The following is a 22,498-nucleotide window of genomic DNA, read 5'->3' on the forward strand; positions in this document are numbered from 1 at the left end:
GATGACTGTGGGTGCGGCGGGGCCGATCGTTCTTATCGGCGCGGGCAACATGGGCGGCGCGATGCTCGCCGGTTGGCTGAAGAGCGGTATCTCCGGTCCCGATCTCCTCGTCATCGATCCCGGTCCGCCGCCGGCCATGGCCAAGCTGATCGCCGACAACGGCGCCCGCCACGAGACGGCGGCACCTGAAGACTTGAAGGCTGGCGTGCTGTTCCTGGCGGTCAAGCCGCAGGTCATGGGCGCGGTCCTTCCTCCCTTGAAAAGCCTCGTCGGCCCGGAGACCGTCGTCGTCTCGGTTGCGGCCGGCACGACGCTGTCCTTCATGCAGTCGCATCTCGGCGAGGCCGCCATGGTGCGGGCCATGCCGAACACGCCGGCGATGATCGGCCGTGGCGTCACGGGCGCTTTCGCCAATGGCGCGGTCGCGGCTGCGCAGCGCGATCTCGTCCACAATCTCCTGAAAGTCTCCGGCCCGGTCGAGTGGGTCGAAACCGAAGCCGATATCGATGCGGTCACGGCCGTGTCGGGCAGCGGCCCGGCCTATGTCTTTTATCTCGTCGAGTGCATGGCGGAGGCCGGTCGTAAGGCCGGTCTTCAGGCGGACCTCGCCATGCGGCTTGCTCGGGAAACCGTCGCGGGGGCTGGTGAACTCCTGTACCAGTCCCCCGATGACGCCTCGAAGCTGCGCCAGAACGTGACGTCTCCCGGCGGCACGACGGCGGCGGCACTCAATATCCTCATGGCCGATGACGGCATGCAGCCTCTGTTCGACAAGGCGATTGCCGCAGCCCGCAAACGGGCGGAAGAACTGGCCGGCTAATTCGGAATGACTGCATGACCGAGACAATCACCTACGCCGATTTCGAGCGTGTCGACATCCGCACCGGCACGATCGTCGAAGCTTCGCCCTTTCCGGAGGCGCGCAAGCCGGCCATCAAGATCGTCATCGATTTCGGCCCGGAGATCGGCCTGAAGAAATCCTCAGCGCAGATCACCGCGCATTATACGCCTGAAACGCTTGTCGGTCGCCAAGTTCTCGGCGTCGTCAATTTCCCGCCGCGCCAGATCGGTCCGTTCCGCTCCGAAGTGCTGACGCTTGGTTTCGAGGACGAGACAGGCGCGATCGTGCTTGCCGCCGTCGACAAGCCGGTGCCGAACGGCAAGCGGCTTTTATGATTGCATCGTCGTCGTGTTTTCGAGTCGGTTGACTGAACTTTTTAGGCCATGACCTCTTAAGCGCCGCGCGAAGGCGGGTTGTTGACAAGCTATACTCTGTCCATACAATCGTTGCATGAAAAATATCACTTGGAGCGTGGAGAAGAATCGGGCGCTAAAAGCGGATAGTGATCGGCGAATTTCCTTTGAGGATATTCTCGCAGCCATTGAGAATGGCGGGCTACTGGATGATATGAAGCATCCAAATGCCGCAAAATTTCCTCATCAGAGGATGTTTGTGGTTTTGTTCAATCGCTATGTCTATGGCGTGCCTTATGTCTATGACGCGACAGGCAATATTTTTCTGAAAACCGCTTTTCCAAGTCGCGCGCTGAAGCGAATTTATATGGCAGGTGATGATGATGCCTAAAGAGCCTAAAATTGGTAGCTATATCGATGATGAAGAAGAGGATCTCATCGAGGCCGTGGAAAGTATGACGGTTCGTCCGGAGAGTATGTTGGACGCGCAGCGACGTGAGCAAATCGAAGCCATGGCGCATGCAACGATGAATGAGGAGCGTGAGAAAATCTCGCTGCGTATTCCTAGATCCGATTTGACGCGTTTGAAGTCACGTGCCTTGCAGGAGGGTATTCCCTATCAAACGTTGATAAATTCGATCATACACAAATACGTTTCAAATTGATCACGCCGGCACCCGCACCACCGCTCTCAATCCCCCCATTGGGCTATCCGACAGCGTGACGTTGCCGCCGTGGCTGCGGGCGATGTCGCGGGCGATGGCGAGGCCCAGACCGGTGCCGGAACTGTCGAGATTGCGGGCCTCGTCGAGCCGGAAGAACGGCTTGAAGACATCGTCGCGGGAGCGTTCGGGAATGCCGGGGCCGTCGTCGTCGACGGTGATCGTCAGCCATTTCGTGCTGTGCTTGGCGTCGATATGCACGGTATTGGCATAGCGATAGGCATTGGAGGCGAGGTTGGCCATCAGCCGGGTGAAGGCATTGGGACGGACGCGGACATTGTCGTCGCCCTCGACGGATGTCGTCAGCGCCTTGCCGTGCAGTTCGGCCTCCAGCGCCAGCCGGTTCATCAGGTCCTGCAGCCTGAGCTGGCCGACATCCTCCTCGGCTTCGCCACGGGCAAAGGCGAGATATCCCTCGAGCATGCTCTGCATATCCTCGACATCCTGGTTGAGATTGTCGAGGTCGGCGCTGTCACCGGCAATGGCGAGCTGCAGCTTGAAGCGGGTGAGGATGGTGCGCAAGTCATGGCTGACCCCGGTCAGCATGGCCGTGCGCTGCTCGATCTGGCGCTCGATGCGTTCGCGCATCTGGATGAAGGCAAGGCCGGCCCGGCGGATTTCGTCGGCCCCGCGCGGCGAGAAGTCGTCGATCTTCTGTCCCTTGCCGAAACTTTCCGCAGCTTTCGCCAAGGCGAGGATCGGCCGGATCTGCCCGCGCAGGAAGAGAATGGCGATGGTCAGCAGTACCAGCGACGCGCCGACCATCCAGACGATGAAGATATGGGTATTGGAGGCATAGGCCTTGCTGCGGCGCGCATAGACCCTCAAGATCCTGTTGTCGTCGAGCTTGATGCGCACTTCGACAAGGTCGGAATTGCCGACCGTATCGATCCAGAAGGGTTTGCTGATGCGGTCGGAAATCTCCTCGCTGAGGATCTGGTCAAGAATTTCGAAGAACGGTTTTGGTCGCGGCGCCGGCAGTTCGCCATCGGGTTCGATAAAGATGTTCAGGTTGAGCCTTGAGCGCGCGATCCGGATAATGTCGGTGTAATCATCGTCCGGCGCGGCATCGATCAGGTCGATGACAGCGGCGATATCGCTCGTCACGGCCGCGGACAGGCGTTGCGTCACGAGTTGCCAATGGCGCTCCATGAAGACAAAGGCGACGATGGATTGCAGCAGCACCATAGGGATGATGACGATCAGCAATGAGCGGGCGTAAAGTCCCATCGGCAATTGCCGGCGCAGCCAGCGGGCGGTGCGCTTCCACGGATTTTCGCCGGTCGGAGCCCGGTAGCGCCTGAGAATGTCAAAGCTCGCCATGGCCGCCCGATCGGATCATTGCCTCAATCCACGCTCAGCCGGTAGCCGATGCCGCGCACGGTCTGCAGCCAGACCGGGTTCGACGGATCGTCCTCGATCTTGCGCCGCAGCCGGTTGATCTGGACGTCGATCGTGCGCTCGCCGACCTCCGCCTCGTCGCTCACCAGTTCGTGGCGCGGAATGGTTTCGCCGGCGCGCTGTGAAAACAGCATCATGATTTCCTGCTCGCGATCCGTCAGGCGAATGTGATCGGCGCCGCGCCGCAGTTCCTTGCGCACGACCGAGAAGGTGAACGGGCCGAAGATCACCTGTTCGACTTTCGGCGCCTTGGCGGGCGCGTTGCGCCTGAGGATATTGTTGATGCGCAGCACCAGTTCGCGCGGATCGAATGGTTTGGGCAGGTAATCGTCGGCGCCTGCCTCCAGCCCTTCGATGCGCGCATTCGATTCCGCCAGCGCCGTCAGCATGATCACCGGCACCGTCTTGATCTTGCGCAGGCTCTGGGTCAGCGAAATGCCGGTCTCGCCGGGCATCATCACGTCGACGATCAGGAGATCGTAATCGATCCCCTCCAGCTTGCGGCGTGCCTCGTCGGCGTCAGCGGCAGTCGTGACGCGAAAGCCCTTTTCCATCAGGTAACGGTTGAGCAGATCGCGGATGCGCCGGTCATCATCCACCACCAGCAGATGGGCGGCATCGTCCTCGATCCTGATCGTCTTTGTCATTTCTCGTATGCCCTGTTGTCCTGCGCGGCGGTCTAGTCCGGCGGGCCGGTCAGTTGTCGTCGGCGTTCTTCATGCCGGAGAGGAAGCGTTTGATCATCTCGCGCGCCCCCGGGCCGGTCTTGGCCAAGGCGTCCGCTATGCGCCGCGACTGTGGCTCGGCCAAGGCCCGCGCCAGCGTCTTGCCTTCCTTCGTCGTGTAGAGCTTGCGCTGACGGCGATCCTCGGGACCGGCGACCTGATGGATATAGCCGGAATCGATCAACTGCTTGAGAACGCGGGCAAGACTCTGCTTGGTGATGCGCAGCGTCTCCAGGAGGTCGGCAACGGTCATGCCCGGTTCGCGATCGACGAAATGCAGGACGCGGTGATGCGCTCGCCCGAATCCGCGCTTTTCGAGAATCACATCGGGATCGGAGGTGAAATCACGGTAGGCGAAAAAGAACAGTTCGATGATCTCGAAATCGACTGCATTCGCCTTGTCTGCTTCGGCAGGAGCGGTCGCCGTCTCGGCTTTTGTCTTGGGCTGGCCTGCCACGCAGTCATTTCCTTTCAATCGAAACGCACTTTCAGTAACAACCGGAAAAATAAGTCAGCTTTATTGACATATTTTTCCGACCTTGGTAAGTCTCCGGCCTCAGACGGGCGAAGTGCCGACGCTGGTCCTGTCGTTCAAGATAGGCCGTGCCGCTCCGATCGCCAATCCAAAATCACCGAAATGAATTTCCCTCGCCTCAGTTTGCCGATAAAACTGAAACGTGGGAGACAATCAACACAAAGAATGGCGTATAGGCGCCCGAGGACAAGACGATGGCAGCAGTTCCTTTTGATCAGTTGGACGGACAGATCTGGTTCAACGGCGAGTCTGTCGACTGGAAGGATGCCAAGATCCACGTGCTCACCCACGGTCTGCACTATGCCAGCGCCGTCTTCGAGGGCGAGCGCGCCTATGGCGGCCGCGTCTTCAAGTTGACCGAGCACAATCAGCGCCTGCACAAGTCGGCCGAGATCCTCGGCTTCACGATTCCCTATTCGGTAGAGGAACTCGATGTGGCGACGATCGAACTTCTGAAGCGTCAGGGCTTCGCCGATGCCTATGTTCGCCCGATCGCCTGGCGTGGCAGCGAATCGATGGGCGTTTCGGCCCAGAACAACCGTATCAATGTTGCGATCGCCATCTGGCAGTGGGGCAGCTATTTCAATCCGGCCGAGAAGCTGAAGGGCATCCGCCTGGACATCGCCGAATACCGCCGCCCGGACCCGAAGACCGCGCCCTGCGCTTCCAAGGCCGCCGGTCTCTACATGATCTGCACCATCTCAAAGCATGCCGCCGAAGCCAAGGGCTATGCGGACGCGATGATGCTCGATTATCGTGGCCAGGTTGCCGAAGCGACCGGCGCCAACATCTTCTTCGTCAAGGACGGTGTCATCCATACGCCGGTGCCGGATTGCTTCCTCAACGGCATTACCCGCCAGACGGTGATCGAGCTTGCCAAGCGTCGCGGCTATCAGGTCATCGAGCGCGCCATCATGCCGGAAGAGCTGTCGCAGTTCACCGAATGCTTCCTGACCGGCTCTGCCGCGGAAGTGACGCCGGTGTCCGAGATCGGCCCGTACCGGTTCACGCCGGCGACGATCTGCGAAACGCTGATGAACGACTATATGAAGGAAGTCTATCCGGTGGCCGCTGCCGCCGAATAGCCTGCTTTCGACAGAATGCGGAAAAGGCGGCCGAGAAGCCGCCTTTTCTGTTTATGGTCCAGATTTCCATCCCGACCAGGGATCGTTCTATTTTCTGCCCAGAACCAACCCGGCCAGGCCGGTGAGGACACCGCCGCCGATTGCAGCGCCGATGGCCTGGGTGATCAGCCCGGTGGCTGCCGCTTCGCCGCCGACCATCTGGATGAGAAAACCGCCGCCAAGGCCACCGATCGCGCCGACGACCGTTCGAACGATGACGCTGAGCGCCTGTTGCTTGAGTGCCGCGCCGGCTGCATTGCCGCCCGCGGCGCCCGCGATCAATTGTGTGATGATGGGCAATAATGCTTCCATTGTTCCCTCCCGTTTCACTTCACCCAGCCCCCAGCCGGATGCGGCTCGCCGTCGATCCGGCTCTCGCAGGGTGACGCGAAAATGAAAACGAGTCAATTTCACAATTTATGAGAGAACTTCATTATTTTAAAACTGTTGTTCTGTGACGCGGCTGCTCTCGTGTTCCATTTGGAACTGAAACATCGGGCGAAATGCAAAATACTGGAATTGTTCCACTTTCGCCGGAACCTTTGAACACGCCGGGTGTTTATCCGGCAAGAATGAGGAACATCCGATGCAACAGGTCCAAGACAATTCCATCGCCGTCCGCCAGCTTCGCCCGGTGGTCATTACCGTCGTCGCCGCCAAGCTTGCCGTCTTCGCGCTGCTGATGACGACGATCAACCTGCAGGCGCCGATGCCGGTCGCCATCGAGATGGCCGCAGCCCGCTGAATTCAGGATTGGCGCTTTGATGGCACCGCCGCCCGACAACCGGCCCGGCCTGTTTTCCATTCCCTGTTTTCATTGCAGCGCGTCCGTCCTATATGCTTTGCATCAATCAGACAGTGAGGCACAGACGGTATGTTACAGGCGGGCATTATCCCGGTTACCCATTTCCAGCAGAACTGTACGGTGCTGTTCGACACCGACACGAAGGAAGGCGTCATCATTGATCCCGGTGGCGATGTCGATGTCATCCTGCAGACGATCAAGGAAAACGGCATTACGCTGAAGGCAATCTGGCTGACCCATGGCCATATCGATCATGCCGGCGGTGCCAAGGAACTGAAGGAAGCCCTGAACCTAGAAATCATCGGTCCTCACAAGGACGACAAGCCGTTGCTCGAACGGCTGGAATCGCAGGCCGAGAAATTCGGTCTGGCGATGAAGGTGGAAAATGTCCTGCCCGATCGCTGGCTGGAGGAGGGCGACACCGTCTCGTTTGGCGACCATGCCTTCGAGGTCCTGCATTGCCCCGGCCATGCGCCTGGCCATGTCGTCTATTTCAATCGTGTCCAGGGTTTCGCCCATGTCGGCGACGTGCTGTTTCACGGCTCGATCGGCCGCACCGATCTTCCCGGCGGCAATCATCAGCAGCTACTGGATTCGATCCGCGACAAAATCCTGCCGCTCGGCGATACCGTCGGTTTCATTTGCGGTCATGGTCCGGGTGGCCAGATCGGCGAGGAACGCCGCACCAATCCTTACCTGCGCGGTCTTTAGAGCATCGTTCCCTTAATACGCCCCATTCTGCTGGAAGGAATTTTGGCCAGAAGCAAGGCGGCTGGCGAAAAGCGCAGCAAAAGCTGCGGTTGAGACGGCCACCGCCGGTCGTGGCCAAAATTCATCCAGCCCTTCGGGTTGGCTGAAAACGGCCGCCCACTGCGGCGGATGGCTGGACCGATGGATGTCGCATCGCTCTGCGCCATCCTTCTTGTGGATCGGCCGTTTTGAGCCAACAGAATGGATCGTATTAAGGGAACGATGCTCTAATTCCCGCTCCACTGTCCCGCTTCGGGACAGGTCAACAAAAAAGGCATGCGCCGGTGACGCATGCCTTTACTTTTGGGAAACGATCGATCGACTTAGCCAGCTTGGCAGAAATAGTCGCGACCGTCATAACCGCGGAACGTACCGGTCTGTGAATCGAACGAGCGGTAGCGCTGCGAGCAGTAACGGTACCAGCCGGGTGTCCAGGGCTCCAATGAGCCGTAACTCTGAACGACGACCGGGCGAGCGCGGCGATAGACGGGACGCGGCTCGTAATATTCGGGCTCCGGATCGATATAGACGCGTTCCTGGTAGCGCGGCTGGCTGGCGATCGCACCGCCGATGATCAGGCCGCTGGCAAGCCCCAGCGCACCAAGCGCTACGGCATCACCGTTGTTATGGTGATGGCCGCCTCCATGATGGCGATAATTGCGACGGCCCCAATCCTCGGCCTGTGCCGGAGTGATCGCGGGAATGACCGTTGCTGCGGTAGCAAGGGCAAGAACAGCAGCTTTGATAACCTTGTTCATCATCTTGATCCTGTAATGGGTCCGGACCGTTTCGTCCTTCATGATGAAAACAGATTAATATGGCGAAACTGAATGCAGGCTGAATGAAAAACCCGGCAGGTCGCCGGGCTTCAAAACGTGAATCTCGTCTTGGATTGCGGGCTCAGCCCGAAACCTGCAGATTGACCGCCTTCGGACCCTTGCCGCGGCGATCCGGTTCCGTATCGTAGCTGACCTTCTGGTTTTCGGAAAGTCCGTTGAGGCCGGAAGCCTGCACGGCGGAGATATGCACGAAGATATCGGCGCCACCATTGTCGGGCTTGATGAAACCAAAGCCCTTGTCGGTGTTGAAGAATTTAACAATGCCAGTCTCGGCCATACGTCAGGTCCTTTTTCCTCTGCCCGAATGCGGCGGGCAGCATTACGATATTTGCCTCAGGGGCATGCGGCAGGCAGTTCTCGACTAGGAGGAAAGGGTCCTGTAATCGCAGCCAGCCACCGAAAAACTCGCTCGCCGTCTGACTGCCCGGACCATGTTGCGGGTCCGGCACGCGTATTTAAAGGTCTTTCCGTGTTCGCAGATTGCCCGAACACAGTAAGATTGATGTGTTTATTTTAAATTGGCAAGCAAAAGTTTTTTGAAACAAGTGTGCCATTTTGGTTTGCTCGAAAAGCCACCAACTGCGGAAAAAATCAGATTTTTGCCAACTGTATTGCAAGCTATTGAAACTATTACTGTTTGTTGTGAGGCGCATGTTTTTTAGGATCTTTGCGACGCGGTATGTCGCTCACAGGAAGGATGCGCAAGCGGTACTCGATAGTCTCGGCAAATATTAACCGTTTGATCAAACTTGGCCTGTTTCAGCAGGCAAGCACTGTATTCCGCCGGTGGCGCCCCAGGATGCTTGGTTATCAGCCGACGGCGACGGCCTTCGGCTTGGTCAGTTCCGGCACGATCTCGACGATCAGCATGGCGGCGAAAATGATCGCGCAGCCGACATAGCCCATCGCCGAAATGGTTTCTCCCAGAAGCAACACGCCGAACAGGGCGGCAAAGAGGGCTTCACTGGACAGGAAGATCGCCGCCTGCGGCGCGGTCGTATAACGCTGCGCGACCACCTGGCAGATGAAGCCGATGCCGCTCGAAAAGAAACCGGCGTAGAGGATTTCCGGAAGCGCGTTCTGAATCGCTGCCAGATCCAGCGGCTCGAAGACGGCACCGAAGGCACAGCCGAGTATCGCGCAAACGGCAAACTGGACCATGGATAGGGTCATGGGACGGCCGGTGCTGGAGGCGAAGATGCCGACGAGGATCATCTGGATCGCCCAGAATACGGCGCAGACGATGGTCAGGAGATCGCCGGTCGAAAGGCCTGCAAATGTGCCGCCGCTGAGCAGAAAAATCCCGAGAAATGCCATCATCGCGCCCGGCCATATGACCCAATGCGGCCTCTTGCGCAGGAAGAGCACGGTCAGCACGGGCACGAAGACAACATAGAGACCAGTCAGGAATCCGGAATTGGTGACGCTTGTCGTCAGCAGGCCAAACTGCTGCGTCGAGGCGCCGGCAAACAACGCCAGCCCGATCCAGACGAAATTGCGCAGACTGGATTTCGGCATCGGTGTCGTGGCCTTGCGATGCTCCCACAGGGCAAGCGGTGCCGCGACGACGGCTGCGATGGCAAACCGCAATCCGACGAACCACATTGGCCCGATCGCGTCCATTGCTGTCGACTGCGCCACGAAGCCGGCACCCCAGATGGCGCCGGAGAAAAGCAGGAAGAGATTGGCCTGGATGCGTGTCACGATGCGGATCCTGATGGCGCAAGGCGGGGACCGCGCATTCGATGATGGCGGGGCATGCTCTGCGCGGGGGCGGGAGTCTTGCCTGATCAGGTAGCAGCCGCATCAAATTCGGGCAAGTCCGCAGGCGGGGTGGCAGCCAGCACTCAGCTCTTCTTGTCAGCCGTGATCCGCAGCAGGGATGCGTTATCGCCATCGGTCAGCATCAGGATCGATCCATCGGGCGCGACCTTGACGTCGCGGATACGCCCGAACTCACCCTCGAACAGGCGTTCCTCGGAGACGATCTGGCCACTCTCGTCGCGCTCCAGCCGCGCCAGCAACTGGTATTTCAGGGCGCCGACCAGGATATTGCCTTCCCATTCCGGGAACATCGCGCCGTGATAGACATCGATCGCGCCGGGCGCGATGGATGGGTCCCAATAGTAGAGCGGCTGCTCGTAGCCTTCAGCCGCCTGTCCGACACCGATCTCGACGCCGGAATAATCCTTGCCATAGGTAATGATAGGCCAGCCGAAATTCTTGCCGGGCTGCGGCGTGTTGATCTCGTCGCCGCCACGCGCGCCGTGCTCCACTGTCAGCAATTCGCCGCTCTCGGGGTCGATGACGATGCCTTGCGGATTGCGATGTCCCTTCGACCAGATTTCCGCCTTGCCATCCTTGCCGTTCCTGTGGGGATTGCTCGCGGGAATGCTGCCGTCGGCATTGATGTGCAGGATGGCGCCCGCATGGTCCTGCATATCCTGAGCACGGTCGCGCTCGCCGCGATCGCCGATGCCGAAGAATAGGCTGCCATCGGCCGCGATGGTGATCCGCGATCCGAAATGCTGGCCCTTGCCTGTCAATTTGGCCATTCGGAACAATTCCTTCGTCTCCGTCAGGCTCCTGCCATCCGCCGACAGGACACCGCGCACAATCGCCGTTCCGTAGCCACTGCCGTCCCTGACGGCCATTGAGAGAAAGAGCGTCCGGTTGGTGCCGAAGCCGGGATCGAGCGCGACATCGAGAAGGCCACCCTGACCATGGCGGGCGACCTTTGGCACGCCGGTAATGGGATCGGACGCCTTGCCATTTCGGATGATGCGAAGGTTGCCGGAAAGCTCGGTGACGATGAAAGCTCCATCGGGCAAAACTTCGACCGACCAGGGATTGCTGAGACCGGAGGCAATTGTCTCGACCTCGATCGAGGTCTTCTTGGTGGCGAATTGCTTGGTATCGGCCGCCGATGCGGCCCAGCCGCCGGAGAGGAGAGTGGCGACGGCGACGGCCACAATCGAAAGTCTTTCAAGCATAATTCGTCCCCATCTCCGCAGATTCGGTGAATCAACTGGGGTTTGCGACGAGGGGATCCAAGGCCGATCAAAAGGATTTTACCGGCAGTTGAACGCGATGATCGAGCGCCAAAACCCTGGACGTCGCTGCATCATCCACCAGTTCGGCATTGACGATGTAGCGCAGAGGGCCTTGCGTTGTCGCTTCGAACGGCCAGCAGGTGGCGAGCGCCAGATTGCGGCCGGGCGCATCGGCGTTGATGCCGCTTTTGTCCCAGCGTGCGATCCGGCTGGCGCCGACGCGGAAGGTGAGGTTGGCGCCGTCCTTGCGGGTGACGACCAGAAGATCGCCGGGCTTGACGTCCTTCAGCCAGCGGAAATGCGTGTCGCGGTGAGCGGCGATGACGGAGGTGCCGAGTTCACCCGGCGCCGGCGTGTTGGCGAGCCGCGCCGGTCCGAAAGCGAGCGCTTCGCCGCTCGCGCCCGAAAGCACCACGGCCGTCTGGCCGATACGCGGCGCGGTGATTTCCGCTTCCGTCGAAAAGTCCGCCCAGGGCCAGGGCTTCACATCGGTCTCGCCAAGCAGTTGCGCCTCGAAACTGAGCTTCAGCAGAACCTGCGACAGTTCTGCCTTGGCCTTGATGTAGAAGCCCTTGCCCACCAGCATCAGGCCGGCGAGTCCCACGAGCAGGATGCCGGCCAGCACGACCGTCTCCAACGCACTGAGGCGCGCCAGGAAACCGGCGCGCCCTTCGACTGGATGTTTATCGGACACGGTTGCGTGCCTCCATGATCAGGCCGCGCAGTTGCCAGCGCCACAGGCTGAAGGTGGTTGCCGCCATGACCGCGAAGGCAAGCAGCATCAGGCCGATCAGGATGTATCGATCCGCCAGCGTCGCTGTCTGCGGCAGGTTCACCTGCGTACCGGCGTCGGCGATCAGGCTGGCGGCGCGGGCGGTCGGAGCGGCGGCCATCCGGTCAGCAACCAGCGTCGCCTGTTGTTCCGTCCGTTGCAGTTCGGCCTTGCGCTGGTCTTCTGGCAAGACCTCTTGCTGCTGTTCGCCGAAGACCTTCTCGAAATCCCAGCCGGCGGGCAGGTTGAGCGGCAGCCGGGTGCTGGCGACGGGTTCGCCGGCCGGGCGCGACGGCGTGACGTCGACGGCAACCAGACTGGTAACGCGAGAGACCAGATGATTGGCAAGCGCCACCGCTTCGATCTGCTTGTCGAGCGCTACGGCGTCATTCACGGCATAGGCATTGGCTTCCAGGTCTTCGATCTTGCGGCGGGCCCAGAGCTTGGCGATGCCTTTGCCTTCCGAGGCTTTGGCAACGTCCATTTCGATGCGCCAGGGCTGGCTACCCGTCTTGCCGACGATCTGCAGCTTGCCGGCCGCCGATGTGCCATCCAGCTGTGCGGTTAGGACCACCGGCTCGCCGCGATAGAGGTCGGGCATCGGGTTCGGGGTGATGTCCTCAGCATTCGCGCCATCGAAGGTGACGGCGATATCGGTCATGGCCGGATTTTCGAGCTTGTCGAACAGTTCGCCCATACGCGCCGCGACCTGATCCTCCGAGCCGATCAGCGTAAACGTGCCCCTGCCGATTTCCGCGGCCTTGGCCATGAAGTGGGTGTTGGGCGCCGAGCCGATGCCGACCGTGAAGACGCGGGCATCGCCACGGTTCTTCGATATCTCGGCAAACAACTGTTCTTCGTTGCCGATCGCGCCGTCGGTGAGGAACACCACCTGCCGCAATGCGCCGGGGGCGACCGATCCTTGCGTGCGCAAGGCTGCTTCCAGCGCCGGCAGCATTTCGGTGCCGCCGTCCGCTGTCAGGCTACGCACGAAGGCAATGGCGTCTTCCCGCTTGTCGGGCGTTGCCTGAACCAGCGAGGGGAAATGCAGGCTCATCGTGTCGTCGAAGCGGATGACGTTGAACCGGTCTTCCGGCCGCAGCTTGGAAATGGCGAGCGCCAGGCTGTCGCGGGCCTGCTCGATGGACGGGCCGGCCATCGAGCCGGAATTGTCGATGACGAAGAGCACCTCACGTTTCGCAGGCGCATCCGTGGCGGTGGCATCGCCGGTCGGCGGCGTGACGAAGCCGAGCAGGTAGGTCTTGCCGTTCACCGTCTCGCGGAACAGGCCGGCATGTGGCGCCTTGTCGGCGATGGCCGTCCAGCCCAGTTCGAAGTCCTTGTCGGCCGGCACGCTGCCGCTCTTCAGCGAAATCCTGCGCGCCATGTCGTCAACCGGCTGGATATCGGTTTCATGGAATGGCGAGGTGACCGCGCCGATCGGGAAGCCGGCGTTCAGGTTCACCGTCAGCGTCACCGGGTTGATCTTGGCATTCTCCGCCGGATTGAGAACCGGGGCGGTGATCTTGTCGCGGTTCGGCACGGGGTCGTTCACCGCGAAGCCGGAACTCGGATCGAGATCGACCGTCTGGACAATCGGGTCGGGATTATAGCGCGGTGCGACGACCATCGGGAACCGCAGCGAGAATTCGCCGCCGGACTGTTTGACGCTGCTCTGGTATTCAATTTGCACGACGATGGTTTCGCCGGGGCCGATATTGGCGACCTGGTTGGTGAAGATGTTGGGGCGCTGCTGTTCCAGGAGCGCGGTCTTCTTGCCTTCGGCCTTCGCCTGTTCATAGACCTGGCGTGCCTCCTCGCGCGCCTTGATCTGGCCCTCGATGAAGCGATCGCCAATCTGCATCCGCAGCGTATCGACGGCGGAGTTTTCCGGCAGCGGGAAGACATAGGTGCCCTCGACCCAACCCTTGCTCGGATTCTGGAAACGCTGAGTGACGCGGGTGCGCATGATCGGGCCGTTGACGTCGATGACGACGTCGGTCGCCAGCCGCGGCGCCTCGACGAAGCTGCCGGGTTCCTTCGAGGGAAAGAGCAGGGCACCGGTGCCCATGTCGTTGGGGCGGACATAGCCGGCAAGATGCTGCGGCTTGCCCTCGCTGGTCTCGGCGGCGGCTGGGGAGAAGAAGCCGATGGCAAAGAGCAGGCCAGCCGTCACGGCGATAAGCGCCGCGACCAGCATATATTCGACCTGCGGCACAAGCGGGCGGCTTGGCGGCGTTCTCGAGTTTTCAGTATCCAGAAGCATTGCAGACCCCCTCGGCGCGAATGGATTCGATGCCATCAGGAAATGCCCGGAAACCGGCCGCACAAGGACGGAATTGCGGCGGGCCAAGGCATTTGTTGTGACCAAATCAAGGCGTTGCAGAAACCCGGCAAAGTTGCTGTTTTTGATGAATAAATTTTACCCGTGAAACGTTGTATATCTTCGCTGCCGGCGTCTTGCCGTGCGCTCACATTTCTGTTGGGCGAGCGTGCAAAAATGGAGTCATTTCAGCGGCATCCGAGCCGTCGCCGACAAACTGATTCATCCGGATGGCTGATAGCATCCATGAAACATTGTCATGGTCACGCATTTTGCCGGATTTCCGGGCTGTTTGCGCTTGAAACCGGGGCTGTCTTTCGACATACACCTAACCGCTCAGGGAGCCGTGAGATAGGCTCCTTCGGCCGCATGCTGTTTCAACCTGATCAGGACAAACATATCATGGCCTTTCTTGCCGACGCCCTTTCCCGTGTAAAGCCATCCGCCACCATCGCCGTTTCCCAGAAAGCCCGGGAACTGAAAGCCAAGGGTCGCGATGTGATCGGGCTTGGCGCCGGCGAGCCGGATTTCGATACGCCGGACAATATCAAGAAGGCCGCCATCGACGCGATCAACCGCGGCGAGACGAAGTACACGCCGGTCTCGGGCATACCAGAACTGCGCGAGGCGATTTCAAAGAAGTTCAAGCGCGAGAACAATCTCGACTACACCGCTGCCCAGACGATCGTCGGCACCGGCGGAAAGCAGATTCTTTTCAACGCCTTCATGGCAACGATGAATCCGGGCGATGAAGTCGTTATTCCGGCACCTTACTGGGTGTCCTATCCGGAAATGGTGTCGATCTGCGGCGGTACCCCGGTGTTCGTCGAAGCCACCCAGGCCAACAACTTCAAGCTGACGGCTGACGACCTCGACAAGGCGATCACGGAAAAGACCAAGTGGTTCATCTTCAACTCGCCGTCCAACCCGTCGGGTGCCGCCTATACCCATGCCGAACTCAAGGCCTTGACGGACGTGCTCCTGAAGCACCCGCATGTCTGGATCCTGACCGACGACATGTACGAGCACCTGACCTATGGCGACTTCAAGTTCGCGACCCCGGTCGAAGTCGAGCCGAAGCTCTATGACCGCACGCTGACCATGAACGGCGTCTCCAAGGCCTATGCGATGACCGGATGGCGTATCGGCTATGCGGCCGGCCCGCTCGCGCTCATCAAGGCGATGGACATGATCCAGGGCCAGCAGACCTCCGGTGCTTGCTCGATCGCCCAGTGGGCGGCCGTCGAGGCGCTCAACGGCACCCAGGATTTTATCCCGGAAAACAAGAAGATCTTCGAAGGCCGCCGCGATCTGGTCGTCTCGATGCTCAACCAGGCCAAGGGCATCGAGTGCCCGTCGCCGGAAGGGGCGTTCTACGTTTATCCGTCCTGCAAGGGCCTGATCGGCAAGACCGCGCCGAGCGGCAAGGTCATCGAGACCGACGAGGACTTCGTTTCCGAACTGCTGGAATCAGAAGGCGTCGCCGTTGTCCACGGCTCCGCCTTCGGCCTTGGCCCGAACTTCCGCATTTCCTATGCGACCTCGGAAGAGCAGCTCGAGGAAGCCTGCAAGCGCATCCAGCGCTTCTGCGCGGCTTGCAAGTAAGGATTGAAATTATTGGATGAAACCCGCCTTGGCGGGTTTTTTGTTGACTCGCAAGTGTGCTTGCGTTTTCGAACCGCCTCGAATCTTCCCTCATTACCGCCCCTGTGGCGGTAATCCAGCCACGCGACGTCTGTCGCGTGAAAGAGCTTTCTGCACCGCGGACGCGGTGCTGCTGGATTACCGGGACAAGCCCGGTAATGAGGGTGAATAGGGGGCGCCTGAATGTTACAGTTGGCCTTGGTACTTAGATGATACTCGGCGAATGGTGCGCGTCGAAACGAACTCACAGTCCATGCAAATAATGGGAAATGTCCGCCCATTCAGGGTTCATCTGCTCTATCAAATTGATCTTCCATTCCGCGTATATTTTTTGATGCTCTTTTCCCGCTGGATCGCGTCGATCAAAAGATCGTATTCTTCGAACCATACCAAAGTCTTCACGCCATACCGCGATGTAAAGCCTGGGGTTAGTTCATTCTGGTGCTCGTAAAGCCGGCCCGGCAGATCACGCGTGACACCGGTGTAGATCGTTCCGTTGCGCTGCGACGCGAGAATGTAGACGTAACCCTTCATGCGTGTATCATGACTTGTACACGCGGTTTTTCAAGGTGCATCCATTGTTTTTCCTCATTACCGCCCCTGTGGCGGTAATCCAGCGGCACCGCGTCTGCGGTGAAAAGGCTCCTTTCACGCGACGGACGTCGCGTGGCTGGATTACCGGGACAAGCCCGGTAATGAGGGAGAATTTGGGGCCGCTTGAAAGGTTGCCGTTCACCCTGGTGGTGAGACGATGTTCGGACGAACCGTCCGCGTCGAAACGAATTCACAGCCCATGCAGATAATGGGAAATATCCGCCCATTCAGGGTTCATCTGCTCTATCAAGTTGATCTTCCATTCCGCGTATGTTTTTTGATGCTCTTTTCCCGCTGGATCGCGTCGATCAAAAGATCGTATTCTTCGAACCTAACCAGCGTTTTCACGCCATATCGAGAGGTAAAGCCAGGAGTTAGTTCGTTCTGATGCTCGTGGAGCCGACCTGGCAGGTCACGGGTGACGCCGGTGTAGATCGTTCCATTGCGCTGCGACGCGAGAATGTAGACGTAACCCTTCATGCGTGCATGATGACTTGTACACGCGGTTTTTCAAGGTGCATCCCCAATCCCCTCATTACCGCCCTTGTGGCGGTAATCCAGCGGCACCGCGTCTGCGGTGCGGAAGACTCTTTCACGCGACGGACGTCGCGTGGCTGGATTACCGGGACAAGCCCGGTAATGAGGGAGAATAGGGGTGCCTGAAGGTTGCCGTTCACCCTGGTGGTGAGACGATGTTCGGACGAACCGTCCGCGTCGAAACGAATTCACAGCCCATGCAGATAATGGGAAATATCCGCCCATTCAGGGTTCATCTGCTCTATCAAGTTGATCTTCCATTCCGCGTATATTTTTTGATGCTCTTTTCCCGCTGGATCGCGTCGATCAAAAGATCGTATTCTTCGAACCAAACCAGCGTTTTCACGCCGTACCGCGATGTAAACCCGGGAGTGAGTTCGTTCTGGTGCTCGTAAAGCCGGCCCGGCAGATCACGCGTGACACCGGTGTAGATCGTTCCGTTGCGCTGCGACGCGAGAATGTAGACGTAACCCTTCATGCGTGCATGATGACTTGTACACGCGGTTTTTCAAGGCGCATCCATTGTTTTTCCTCATTACCGCCCTTGTGGCGGTAATCCAGCCACGCGACGTCTGTCGCGTGAAAGGGCTTTGTGCACCGCAGACGCGGTGCTGCTGGATTACCGGGACAAGCCCGGTAATGAGGGAGAATTCGGAATAACCGGCTTCGTCAGCAATCTGCGCATTGCGGCTGCGGTGCGCAAGGTTCAGACACGTAGGGTCGTGCTTCGTCAATGGTTGCTATTGGCTGGGAAAGTTCGCCGGTTTCCTCTCACCCATCACGCATGTAGTGACTTTTAGCACTTCGGCCCCAAATCGCGATCGCAAACACGCATCGCGGGTTCCGTCCTCGCCCGTTTCCCGCTAAACGACGGGCCAGAGGAGAATATCATGACCATCGCGCCGCACCACAGGATCTACACCTGCTTCTTCCTGTTCGCCATTTCGCTTGGCGCATTGCTGGCGCGCATGCCGGACCTGCAGATGGCGCTCGGAGTCAACAAGTCCGAGCTGGGCCTGACGCTGATCGGCATGGCGATCGGCGCGCTGATCTCGCTGACGCTGTCCTCGCCGCTGATCGCGCATCTTGGCGCGCGCACCACCGCTTTCATCACCGTTCTCGGAACGGCAACGGCCTTTGCGATCGTGCCCTGGGTGGGGGCGGCGCCGGCCGTGTTCTGTGTGCTGTTTTGCGCCGGCCTGCTGGCGGGCGCGCTGGAAATCAACCTCAATGTCGAGATCGACCGTCTCGAAGCACAGCTTGGGCGCGGCATCATGAACCGCGCCCACGGATTCTGGAGCCTCGGCTTCTTCGTCACGGCACTGATCGCCTCGGTCGTGCGCCAGGCGGATATTTCCATGCACCTGCATCTCGGCGTGACGCTGGTCCTGGTCGTCATCGTCGGCGTCGCGGCGATCTCGGGCATCCGGCCGGCGCCGCCACGGGTGCTGGTCGAGGAAGCGAAGGCGCCGATGTTCGCGCTGCCGACCCTCGGGCTGCTGCCGCTCTGCATCATCGGCATCGCTGCATTCCTCGTCGAAGGCGCGGGTATCGACTGGTCGGCGATCTACATGCGCGACGTCTTTGCCGTGGAACCGTTTATCGGCGGCCTCGGGCTCACCTTCTTTACCTTCTTCATGGCGATGGCCCGGCTGTTCGTCGATCCGATCGTCGATCGGTTCGGCGCCCGCACGGTCGCGTCGGCGCTGCTGTTGCTGTCCGCCATCGGCTTGACGGCCGTTTGGCTGGCGCCACATGCTTATGTCGCGCTGTTCGGTTTTGCATTGATGGGGGCGGGCTGCAGCGCGGTCTATCCTCTGGCCGTCTCGGCCGCCGCCCAGCGCACCGATCGGTCGGCGCAGGTGAATGTCGCGGCGCTGGGGCAGGTGACGTTCGTCGTCTTTTTCCTCGCCCCGCCGCTGCTCGGCTTCGTCGCCGAACATTTCGGCATCCGCATTTCCTACATGATCTGTCTGCCGCTTATCCTCTATTCGCTGTTTTCGGTGAAGGCGCTGGCGCCGAAGCGCGGCAGCATCCCGGCGGGTGGCGCAGCCGCATCCGTTCACAGGGTTGATCATCTGCCCATGTAGGCGAGCAGTCCCTCGATCAGTGCATCGAAGGCGATCCGGGCGTTGCATGCGGCCCATGCCGTGCTCCTCACGGCGGTCAGCGTGTTGATCGCCCGGCGGCTTTTGGCGTGGCTCAGTTCTTGAAGACGATGCAGGCGCCGCCGCTTCTACGGACCTCAATGCAGACCGCATCGGCTTCCGCCCGCGTCTGGCGGGCAATGCGGGCGGTGTAGCGCAGGCGGCTGCCGAAGGCGCGATTGCGCTCGCGCTGGATCAGCGGTTTTTCCGCGTTGAGAGGGGCGGGCATGCGCGCGACGGTTTTCAGGAAGAGCCGCTCGGCCACCGGCTTCTGGAAGTGTGCTGCAAGCTGCGCCCCCCAAGGCGCCCAAGGGCCTTCCTCGGCAAAGACGATCTCCTTCAGGTTCCGCGTTTCGGCCAGCGCCGTGCAGGCTTCGTGAAACAGCTTTGTCTCATCCAGCGGCAGGGCCGGTTTGTCCGGCGGATCGTCCTTCCAGTCCTCGACCGGATGCGCGGTGATCGCGATCACGTAGGCGCGCGTCTCGAAAGGCAGGTTGCCGTTGCGCAGGAAGCCTTCCAGCCCGGCCTCACCGGCATTGTAAGCCGCAGCCGCCAGGCCGAGATTGCCGAACCGGTCGCGCAGTGCCGCCAGATATTCGGCGGATTTGTCGAGCGCCTGCAGCGGGTCGAAACTGTTGGAAAGGCCGCGCATCTTCGCCGTCGAGGGCATGAACTGCGCAATGCCTTCCGCGCCCTTGTCGCTGACGGCATCCGGCCGAAACAGGCTTTCCTTCCAGATCAGCCGTGCGAAGAAATCGTTCGGCAGAGCATTGCGGCTGGCGAAGTGTTCGAGCGCCGTGCAGATATCACGACCGTAGCTCTTTGCCCGGATGCAGAGCCCACCCTTGTCCAGCGCGGTCGAGAACAGGCAGGGCGGAGCGCGCCATTCCGGCTGGGCCCGCGCCGGACCGGATGCGTCGGGGACAGCCGCAACCGACAGGATCAGCGCGGCTGCCGCGCCCGGAATGGTCTTTCCATGGTTCATGGGATCAAAACCGCCGACGCCCTCGCGCCCCGGTTTCTGATAGCATCATTCCCGAAAGGGCGAAACGTCCGGCGGTTTTTAAACCGGATCTGAGCCGGGCAGGGTGAGTTGCATGAAGGTCAGGTCTAGCCAGCGTCCGAACTTGGTGCCGACTTCCTTCATCTGTCCGGTGATCTCGAAACCGAGCGTCTGGTGCAGGCGGATGGATGCCGCGTTGTTGGCCTCGATCCCGGCGACCATGACATGCTTGCCGCAGGCTGCGGCCCGCTCGATCAGCGCCTGCATCAAGAACCTGCCGATACCGCCGCCGCGCTGGTTCTTTTCCACATAGACGGAATGCTCGACAGTATGCCGGTAGCCGTCGAAAGCCCGCCAGTCACCGAAGGAGGCATAACCGGCGATCACGCCGTCATCGGTCACCGCGACGATGACGGGATAGCCGGCCCGCTGGCGATCCGCGAACCATTTGGCGCGGTTTTCGAGATCGACCTGCGTGTCGTTCCAGATCGCCGTCGTGTTCAGCACGGCGTCGTTGTAGATATCGCGGATGGCGGGCAGGTCGGCTTCTTCGGCGTCACGCAGGTGCATCGGGGTCTCCAGCAATTTGCCGAAGCTCTAGGCCCGCAGGTCGGCGATGTACAGCGAGAATACCAGATTTCGGGGCATTGGATTTTACTGGAATGCTCCGGCCAAAACAAAACCACCCGCTCCCATGAGAGCGGGTGGATACGTCACTTGCGCAGGGTCGCTCAGGCGACCTTCTGGTCGAGTACCGGATAGTCCGTATACCCCTTGGCGCCGCCGCCGTAGAAGGTGGCTTGGTCCGGCGTATTGAGGGGCGCATTGTCCTTCAGGCGCTGCACCAGGTCCGGATTGGCGATGAAGGGCTTGCCGAAGGCGACGAGGTCGGTCTTGCCGTCTGCGACGGACTGGATGGCCAGGTTGCGGTCGTAGCCGTTGTTGGTCATCCAGGCAGCTTCACCGCCGGCCTTTTCATAGGCCTGGCAGAGCGCCTTGTAGTCGAACGGTTTGTCGCCCTGCTGGAAGTCGCGCGGGCCGCCGGTGGCGCCTTCGATGATGTGGATATAGGAGAGCTTGTACTTTGCCAGCCCCTCGACGACATAGGTGAACAGGGCCTGCGCGTCCGGGTCGGACGAGTCATTGGCCGGCGTGACCGGCGAGATGCGGATGCCGGTGCGGCCTTCGCCGATTTCCCTGGTGATGACGTCGACGACCTCGAACAGGAAGCGGGCACGGTTTTCGATCGGGCCGCCATATTCGTCGGTGCGCACGTTGGAGCCGGACCGCAGGAACTGGTCGATCAGGTAGCCGTTGGCTGCATGGATCTCGACGCCGTCGAAGCCGGCATCGACAGCCGCGCGGGCGGCCTTGCGGTAATCTTCGAGGATGCCGGGGATTTCCGACAGTTCGAGCGCGCGCGGCTCCGACGTCTCGGCGAACGTGCCGGTTCCGTCTTCGTTGATCAGATAGGTCTTCGACTTGGCCTGGATGGCCGAGGCCGAGACTGGCTTGCCGCCATTCGGCTGCAGCGAGGTGTGCGAGATCCGGCCGACATGCCACATCTGGACGACGATCTTGCCGCCGGCCTTGTGCACGGCGCTGGTCACCTGCTTCCAGCCATCGAGCGCTTCCTTCGTATAGAGGCCGGGAACGTCGGCATAGCCCTGGCCCTGATGGGTGATGGCGGTTGCTTCGGTGATCAGCAGGCCGGCGGAGGCGCGCTGCTCATAATAGGTGATGTTGAGCGTGTTCGGCACGGCGCCCGGAGAGCGGTTGCGGGTCAGCGGTGCCATGACGATACGGTTGGCAAGTTCGATATCGCCAATCTTGATCGGGTCGAAGAGGGAGGTCATGGGAAGTCCTTTTCGTTGCGGGTTCTTGCAGTCATGCTTGGGAGGCATAGGCGGCGGGACAGTCAGAGCGTGGTGCCGATGTCCTTCAGGAACGCCTGGATGGTATCCTCGTTCCGTTTGTAGAAGATCCACTGGCCGACACGTTTGGTGGTGACGAGATCGGCGCGCTGCAGCGTCGACAGATGCGCCGATACGGTCGATTGGGACAGGCCGCAACGCTCGAACTGGCTGGCGCAGATGCCCATGTCGAGCGGATGGTGCTGCTCGGAGAAATGCACTTCCGGCTCCTTCATCCAGCCGAGCATCTCGACCCGCTTGGGGTGCGCCAATGCCTTGAGAATTTCATCCTTGTCCATTCCGGTCGCCATGTATCGTTAAATCTCGATATAGCGATACATAAATCGAGGATTTTCGATATTCAAGTCACGAACCCGTGAAACGGATTTGGCAGAGGAGGAATTTGGGCAAAAAAAG

At 60.2% G+C, this 22,498-nt stretch carries 24 protein-coding genes and 3 pseudogenes; 9 read left to right on the forward strand and 18 right to left on the reverse strand.

Translation table 11 applies throughout. From position 1 onward, the window contains the following. Window position 1: 1 nt before the first annotated feature. From proC to ACST81_RS09550, 4 genes are all read left to right on the forward strand, one after another. The gene (gene proC, locus ACST81_RS09535) at window positions 2-820 is read left to right on the forward strand and encodes a pyrroline-5-carboxylate reductase (RefSeq protein ID WP_438753464.1); all 819 of its coding nucleotides are present in this window, start codon (window positions 2-4) and stop codon (window positions 818-820) included. A 14-nt stretch (window positions 821-834) separates the two neighbouring features. Further along, window positions 835-1,176, forward strand: a complete 342-nt coding sequence (locus ACST81_RS09540) for a tRNA-binding protein (protein ID WP_438752730.1) — start codon at window positions 835-837, stop codon at window positions 1,174-1,176. A gap of 115 nt (window positions 1,177-1,291) precedes the next feature. Continuing rightward, complete coding sequence (locus ACST81_RS09545; RefSeq protein WP_438752732.1) at window positions 1,292-1,585, forward strand: toxin; 294 nt, start codon at window positions 1,292-1,294, stop codon at window positions 1,583-1,585. Then, window positions 1,572-1,859, forward strand: a complete 288-nt coding sequence (locus tag ACST81_RS09550) for a CopG family antitoxin (RefSeq protein ID WP_438752734.1) — start codon at window positions 1,572-1,574, stop codon at window positions 1,857-1,859. Before ACST81_RS09545 ends, ACST81_RS09550 begins: the two co-directional genes overlap by 14 nt. Here the strand turns inward: ACST81_RS09550 and ACST81_RS09555 are convergent, their stop codons facing one another. Genes ACST81_RS09555 through ACST81_RS09565 form a run of 3 tightly spaced genes read right to left on the reverse strand, consistent with a single transcriptional unit; the run spans window position 1,860 to window position 4,499 of the window. After that, entirely contained in the window at window positions 1,860-3,239 is a 1,380-nt protein-coding gene (locus tag ACST81_RS09555; protein WP_438752735.1) for an ATP-binding protein, read from the reverse strand. 23 nt (window positions 3,240-3,262) lie between these two features. Beyond that, complete coding sequence (locus ACST81_RS09560; protein ID WP_325466568.1) at window positions 3,263-3,964, reverse strand: response regulator transcription factor; 702 nt, start codon at window positions 3,962-3,964, stop codon at window positions 3,263-3,265. A gap of 49 nt (window positions 3,965-4,013) precedes the next feature. Beyond that, window positions 4,014-4,499, reverse strand: coding sequence for a MarR family winged helix-turn-helix transcriptional regulator (locus tag ACST81_RS09565; protein WP_438752737.1), 486 nt, complete (start codon window positions 4,497-4,499; stop codon window positions 4,014-4,016). Window positions 4,500-4,771: 272 nt separating this feature from the next. On the opposite strand from ACST81_RS09565, the gene ACST81_RS09570 reads away from it, so the two are divergent. After that, window positions 4,772-5,662 carry a branched-chain amino acid aminotransferase gene (locus tag ACST81_RS09570; protein WP_438752738.1) on the forward strand — a complete coding sequence of 297 codons (891 nt, stop codon included), beginning with the start codon at window positions 4,772-4,774 and terminating at the stop codon, window positions 5,660-5,662. An 87-nt stretch (window positions 5,663-5,749) separates the two neighbouring features. On the opposite strand, the gene ACST81_RS09575 is transcribed toward ACST81_RS09570, so the two are convergent. After that, the gene (locus ACST81_RS09575) at window positions 5,750-6,013 is read right to left on the reverse strand and encodes a hypothetical protein (RefSeq protein WP_438752740.1); all 264 of its coding nucleotides are present in this window, start codon (window positions 6,011-6,013) and stop codon (window positions 5,750-5,752) included. Between the two features lie 274 nt (window positions 6,014-6,287). Here ACST81_RS09575 and ACST81_RS09580 point away from each other — a divergent pair, with 274 nt between their 5' ends. Further along, window positions 6,288-6,446, forward strand: a complete 159-nt coding sequence (locus ACST81_RS09580) for a hypothetical protein (RefSeq protein ID WP_438752742.1) — start codon at window positions 6,288-6,290, stop codon at window positions 6,444-6,446. 129 nt (window positions 6,447-6,575) lie between these two features. Beyond that, the gene (locus ACST81_RS09585; protein ID WP_438752745.1) at window positions 6,576-7,217 is read left to right on the forward strand and encodes an MBL fold metallo-hydrolase; all 642 of its coding nucleotides are present in this window, start codon (window positions 6,576-6,578) and stop codon (window positions 7,215-7,217) included. Window positions 7,218-7,579: 362 nt separating this feature from the next. Here ACST81_RS09585 and ACST81_RS09590 read toward each other — a convergent pair whose 3' ends face one another. The 7 genes from ACST81_RS09590 to ACST81_RS09620 all read right to left on the reverse strand — a co-directional run bounded on the left by ACST81_RS09590 (window position 7,580) and on the right by ACST81_RS09620 (window position 14,514). After that, a complete protein-coding gene (locus ACST81_RS09590) occupies window positions 7,580-8,014 on the reverse strand; it encodes a BA14K family protein (RefSeq protein ID WP_438753466.1) in 435 nt (144 codons plus the stop codon). Between the two features lie 142 nt (window positions 8,015-8,156). Further along, a complete protein-coding gene (locus tag ACST81_RS09595; protein WP_325466575.1) occupies window positions 8,157-8,372 on the reverse strand; it encodes a cold-shock protein in 216 nt (71 codons plus the stop codon). Between the two features lie 533 nt (window positions 8,373-8,905). Next, on the reverse strand, window positions 8,906-9,799 hold the full coding sequence (locus ACST81_RS09600; RefSeq protein ID WP_438752747.1) for a DMT family transporter: 894 nt from the start codon (window positions 9,797-9,799) through the stop codon (window positions 8,906-8,908). A 143-nt stretch (window positions 9,800-9,942) separates the two neighbouring features. Then, entirely contained in the window at window positions 9,943-11,088 is a 1,146-nt protein-coding gene (locus ACST81_RS09605) for a PQQ-dependent sugar dehydrogenase (protein ID WP_438752750.1), read from the reverse strand. A gap of 67 nt (window positions 11,089-11,155) precedes the next feature. Further along, complete coding sequence (locus ACST81_RS09610) at window positions 11,156-11,842, reverse strand: class GN sortase (RefSeq protein WP_438752753.1); 687 nt, start codon at window positions 11,840-11,842, stop codon at window positions 11,156-11,158. After that, window positions 11,832-14,186 (reverse strand): marine proteobacterial sortase target protein, encoded by a 2,355-nt coding sequence (locus ACST81_RS09615; protein WP_438752755.1) that lies wholly within the window; start codon window positions 14,184-14,186, stop codon window positions 11,832-11,834. Before ACST81_RS09615 ends, ACST81_RS09610 begins: the two co-directional genes overlap by 11 nt. 205 nt (window positions 14,187-14,391) lie before the next feature. Continuing rightward, complete coding sequence (locus tag ACST81_RS09620; protein WP_438752756.1) at window positions 14,392-14,514, reverse strand: hypothetical protein; 123 nt, start codon at window positions 14,512-14,514, stop codon at window positions 14,392-14,394. Window positions 14,515-14,645: 131 nt separating this feature from the next. Here ACST81_RS09620 and ACST81_RS09625 point away from each other — a divergent pair, with 131 nt between their 5' ends. Next, window positions 14,646-15,848 (forward strand): pyridoxal phosphate-dependent aminotransferase, encoded by a 1,203-nt coding sequence (locus ACST81_RS09625; protein ID WP_438752758.1) that lies wholly within the window; start codon window positions 14,646-14,648, stop codon window positions 15,846-15,848. Between the two features lie 283 nt (window positions 15,849-16,131). Here the strand turns inward: ACST81_RS09625 and ACST81_RS09630 are convergent. The 3 pseudogenes from ACST81_RS09630 to ACST81_RS09640 all read right to left on the reverse strand — a co-directional run bounded on the left by ACST81_RS09630 (window position 16,132) and on the right by ACST81_RS09640 (window position 17,496). Further along, a pseudogene (locus tag ACST81_RS09630) lies at window positions 16,132-16,421 on the reverse strand (GIY-YIG nuclease family protein). Between the two features lie 250 nt (window positions 16,422-16,671). After that, window positions 16,672-16,961 (reverse strand): annotated as a pseudogene (locus tag ACST81_RS09635) (GIY-YIG nuclease family protein). A 245-nt stretch (window positions 16,962-17,206) separates the two neighbouring features. Further along, a pseudogene (locus ACST81_RS09640) lies at window positions 17,207-17,496 on the reverse strand (GIY-YIG nuclease family protein). Between the two features lie 412 nt (window positions 17,497-17,908). On the opposite strand from ACST81_RS09640, the gene ACST81_RS09645 reads away from it, so the two are divergent. Continuing rightward, on the forward strand, window positions 17,909-19,108 hold the full coding sequence (locus ACST81_RS09645; RefSeq protein WP_438752761.1) for an MFS transporter: 1,200 nt from the start codon (window positions 17,909-17,911) through the stop codon (window positions 19,106-19,108). A gap of 112 nt (window positions 19,109-19,220) precedes the next feature. Here ACST81_RS09645 and ACST81_RS09650 read toward each other — a convergent pair whose 3' ends face one another. The 4 genes from ACST81_RS09650 to ACST81_RS09665 form a co-directional block, all read right to left on the reverse strand. After that, window positions 19,221-20,150 (reverse strand): transglycosylase SLT domain-containing protein, encoded by a 930-nt coding sequence (locus tag ACST81_RS09650; RefSeq protein ID WP_438752763.1) that lies wholly within the window; start codon window positions 20,148-20,150, stop codon window positions 19,221-19,223. A gap of 78 nt (window positions 20,151-20,228) precedes the next feature. Further along, on the reverse strand, window positions 20,229-20,738 hold the full coding sequence (locus ACST81_RS09655; protein ID WP_438752766.1) for a GNAT family N-acetyltransferase: 510 nt from the start codon (window positions 20,736-20,738) through the stop codon (window positions 20,229-20,231). Window positions 20,739-20,899: 161 nt separating this feature from the next. After that, window positions 20,900-22,024, reverse strand: coding sequence for an alkene reductase (locus ACST81_RS09660; protein WP_438752768.1), 1,125 nt, complete (start codon window positions 22,022-22,024; stop codon window positions 20,900-20,902). 62 nt (window positions 22,025-22,086) lie between these two features. Then, a complete protein-coding gene (locus ACST81_RS09665) occupies window positions 22,087-22,380 on the reverse strand; it encodes an ArsR/SmtB family transcription factor (protein ID WP_438752770.1) in 294 nt (97 codons plus the stop codon). Between the last annotated feature and the right edge of the window lie 118 nt (window positions 22,381-22,498).

It is taken from the genome of Pararhizobium sp. O133, from assembly GCF_051669845.1.
Taxonomy (GTDB): Bacteria; Pseudomonadota; Alphaproteobacteria; order Rhizobiales; family Rhizobiaceae; genus Pararhizobium.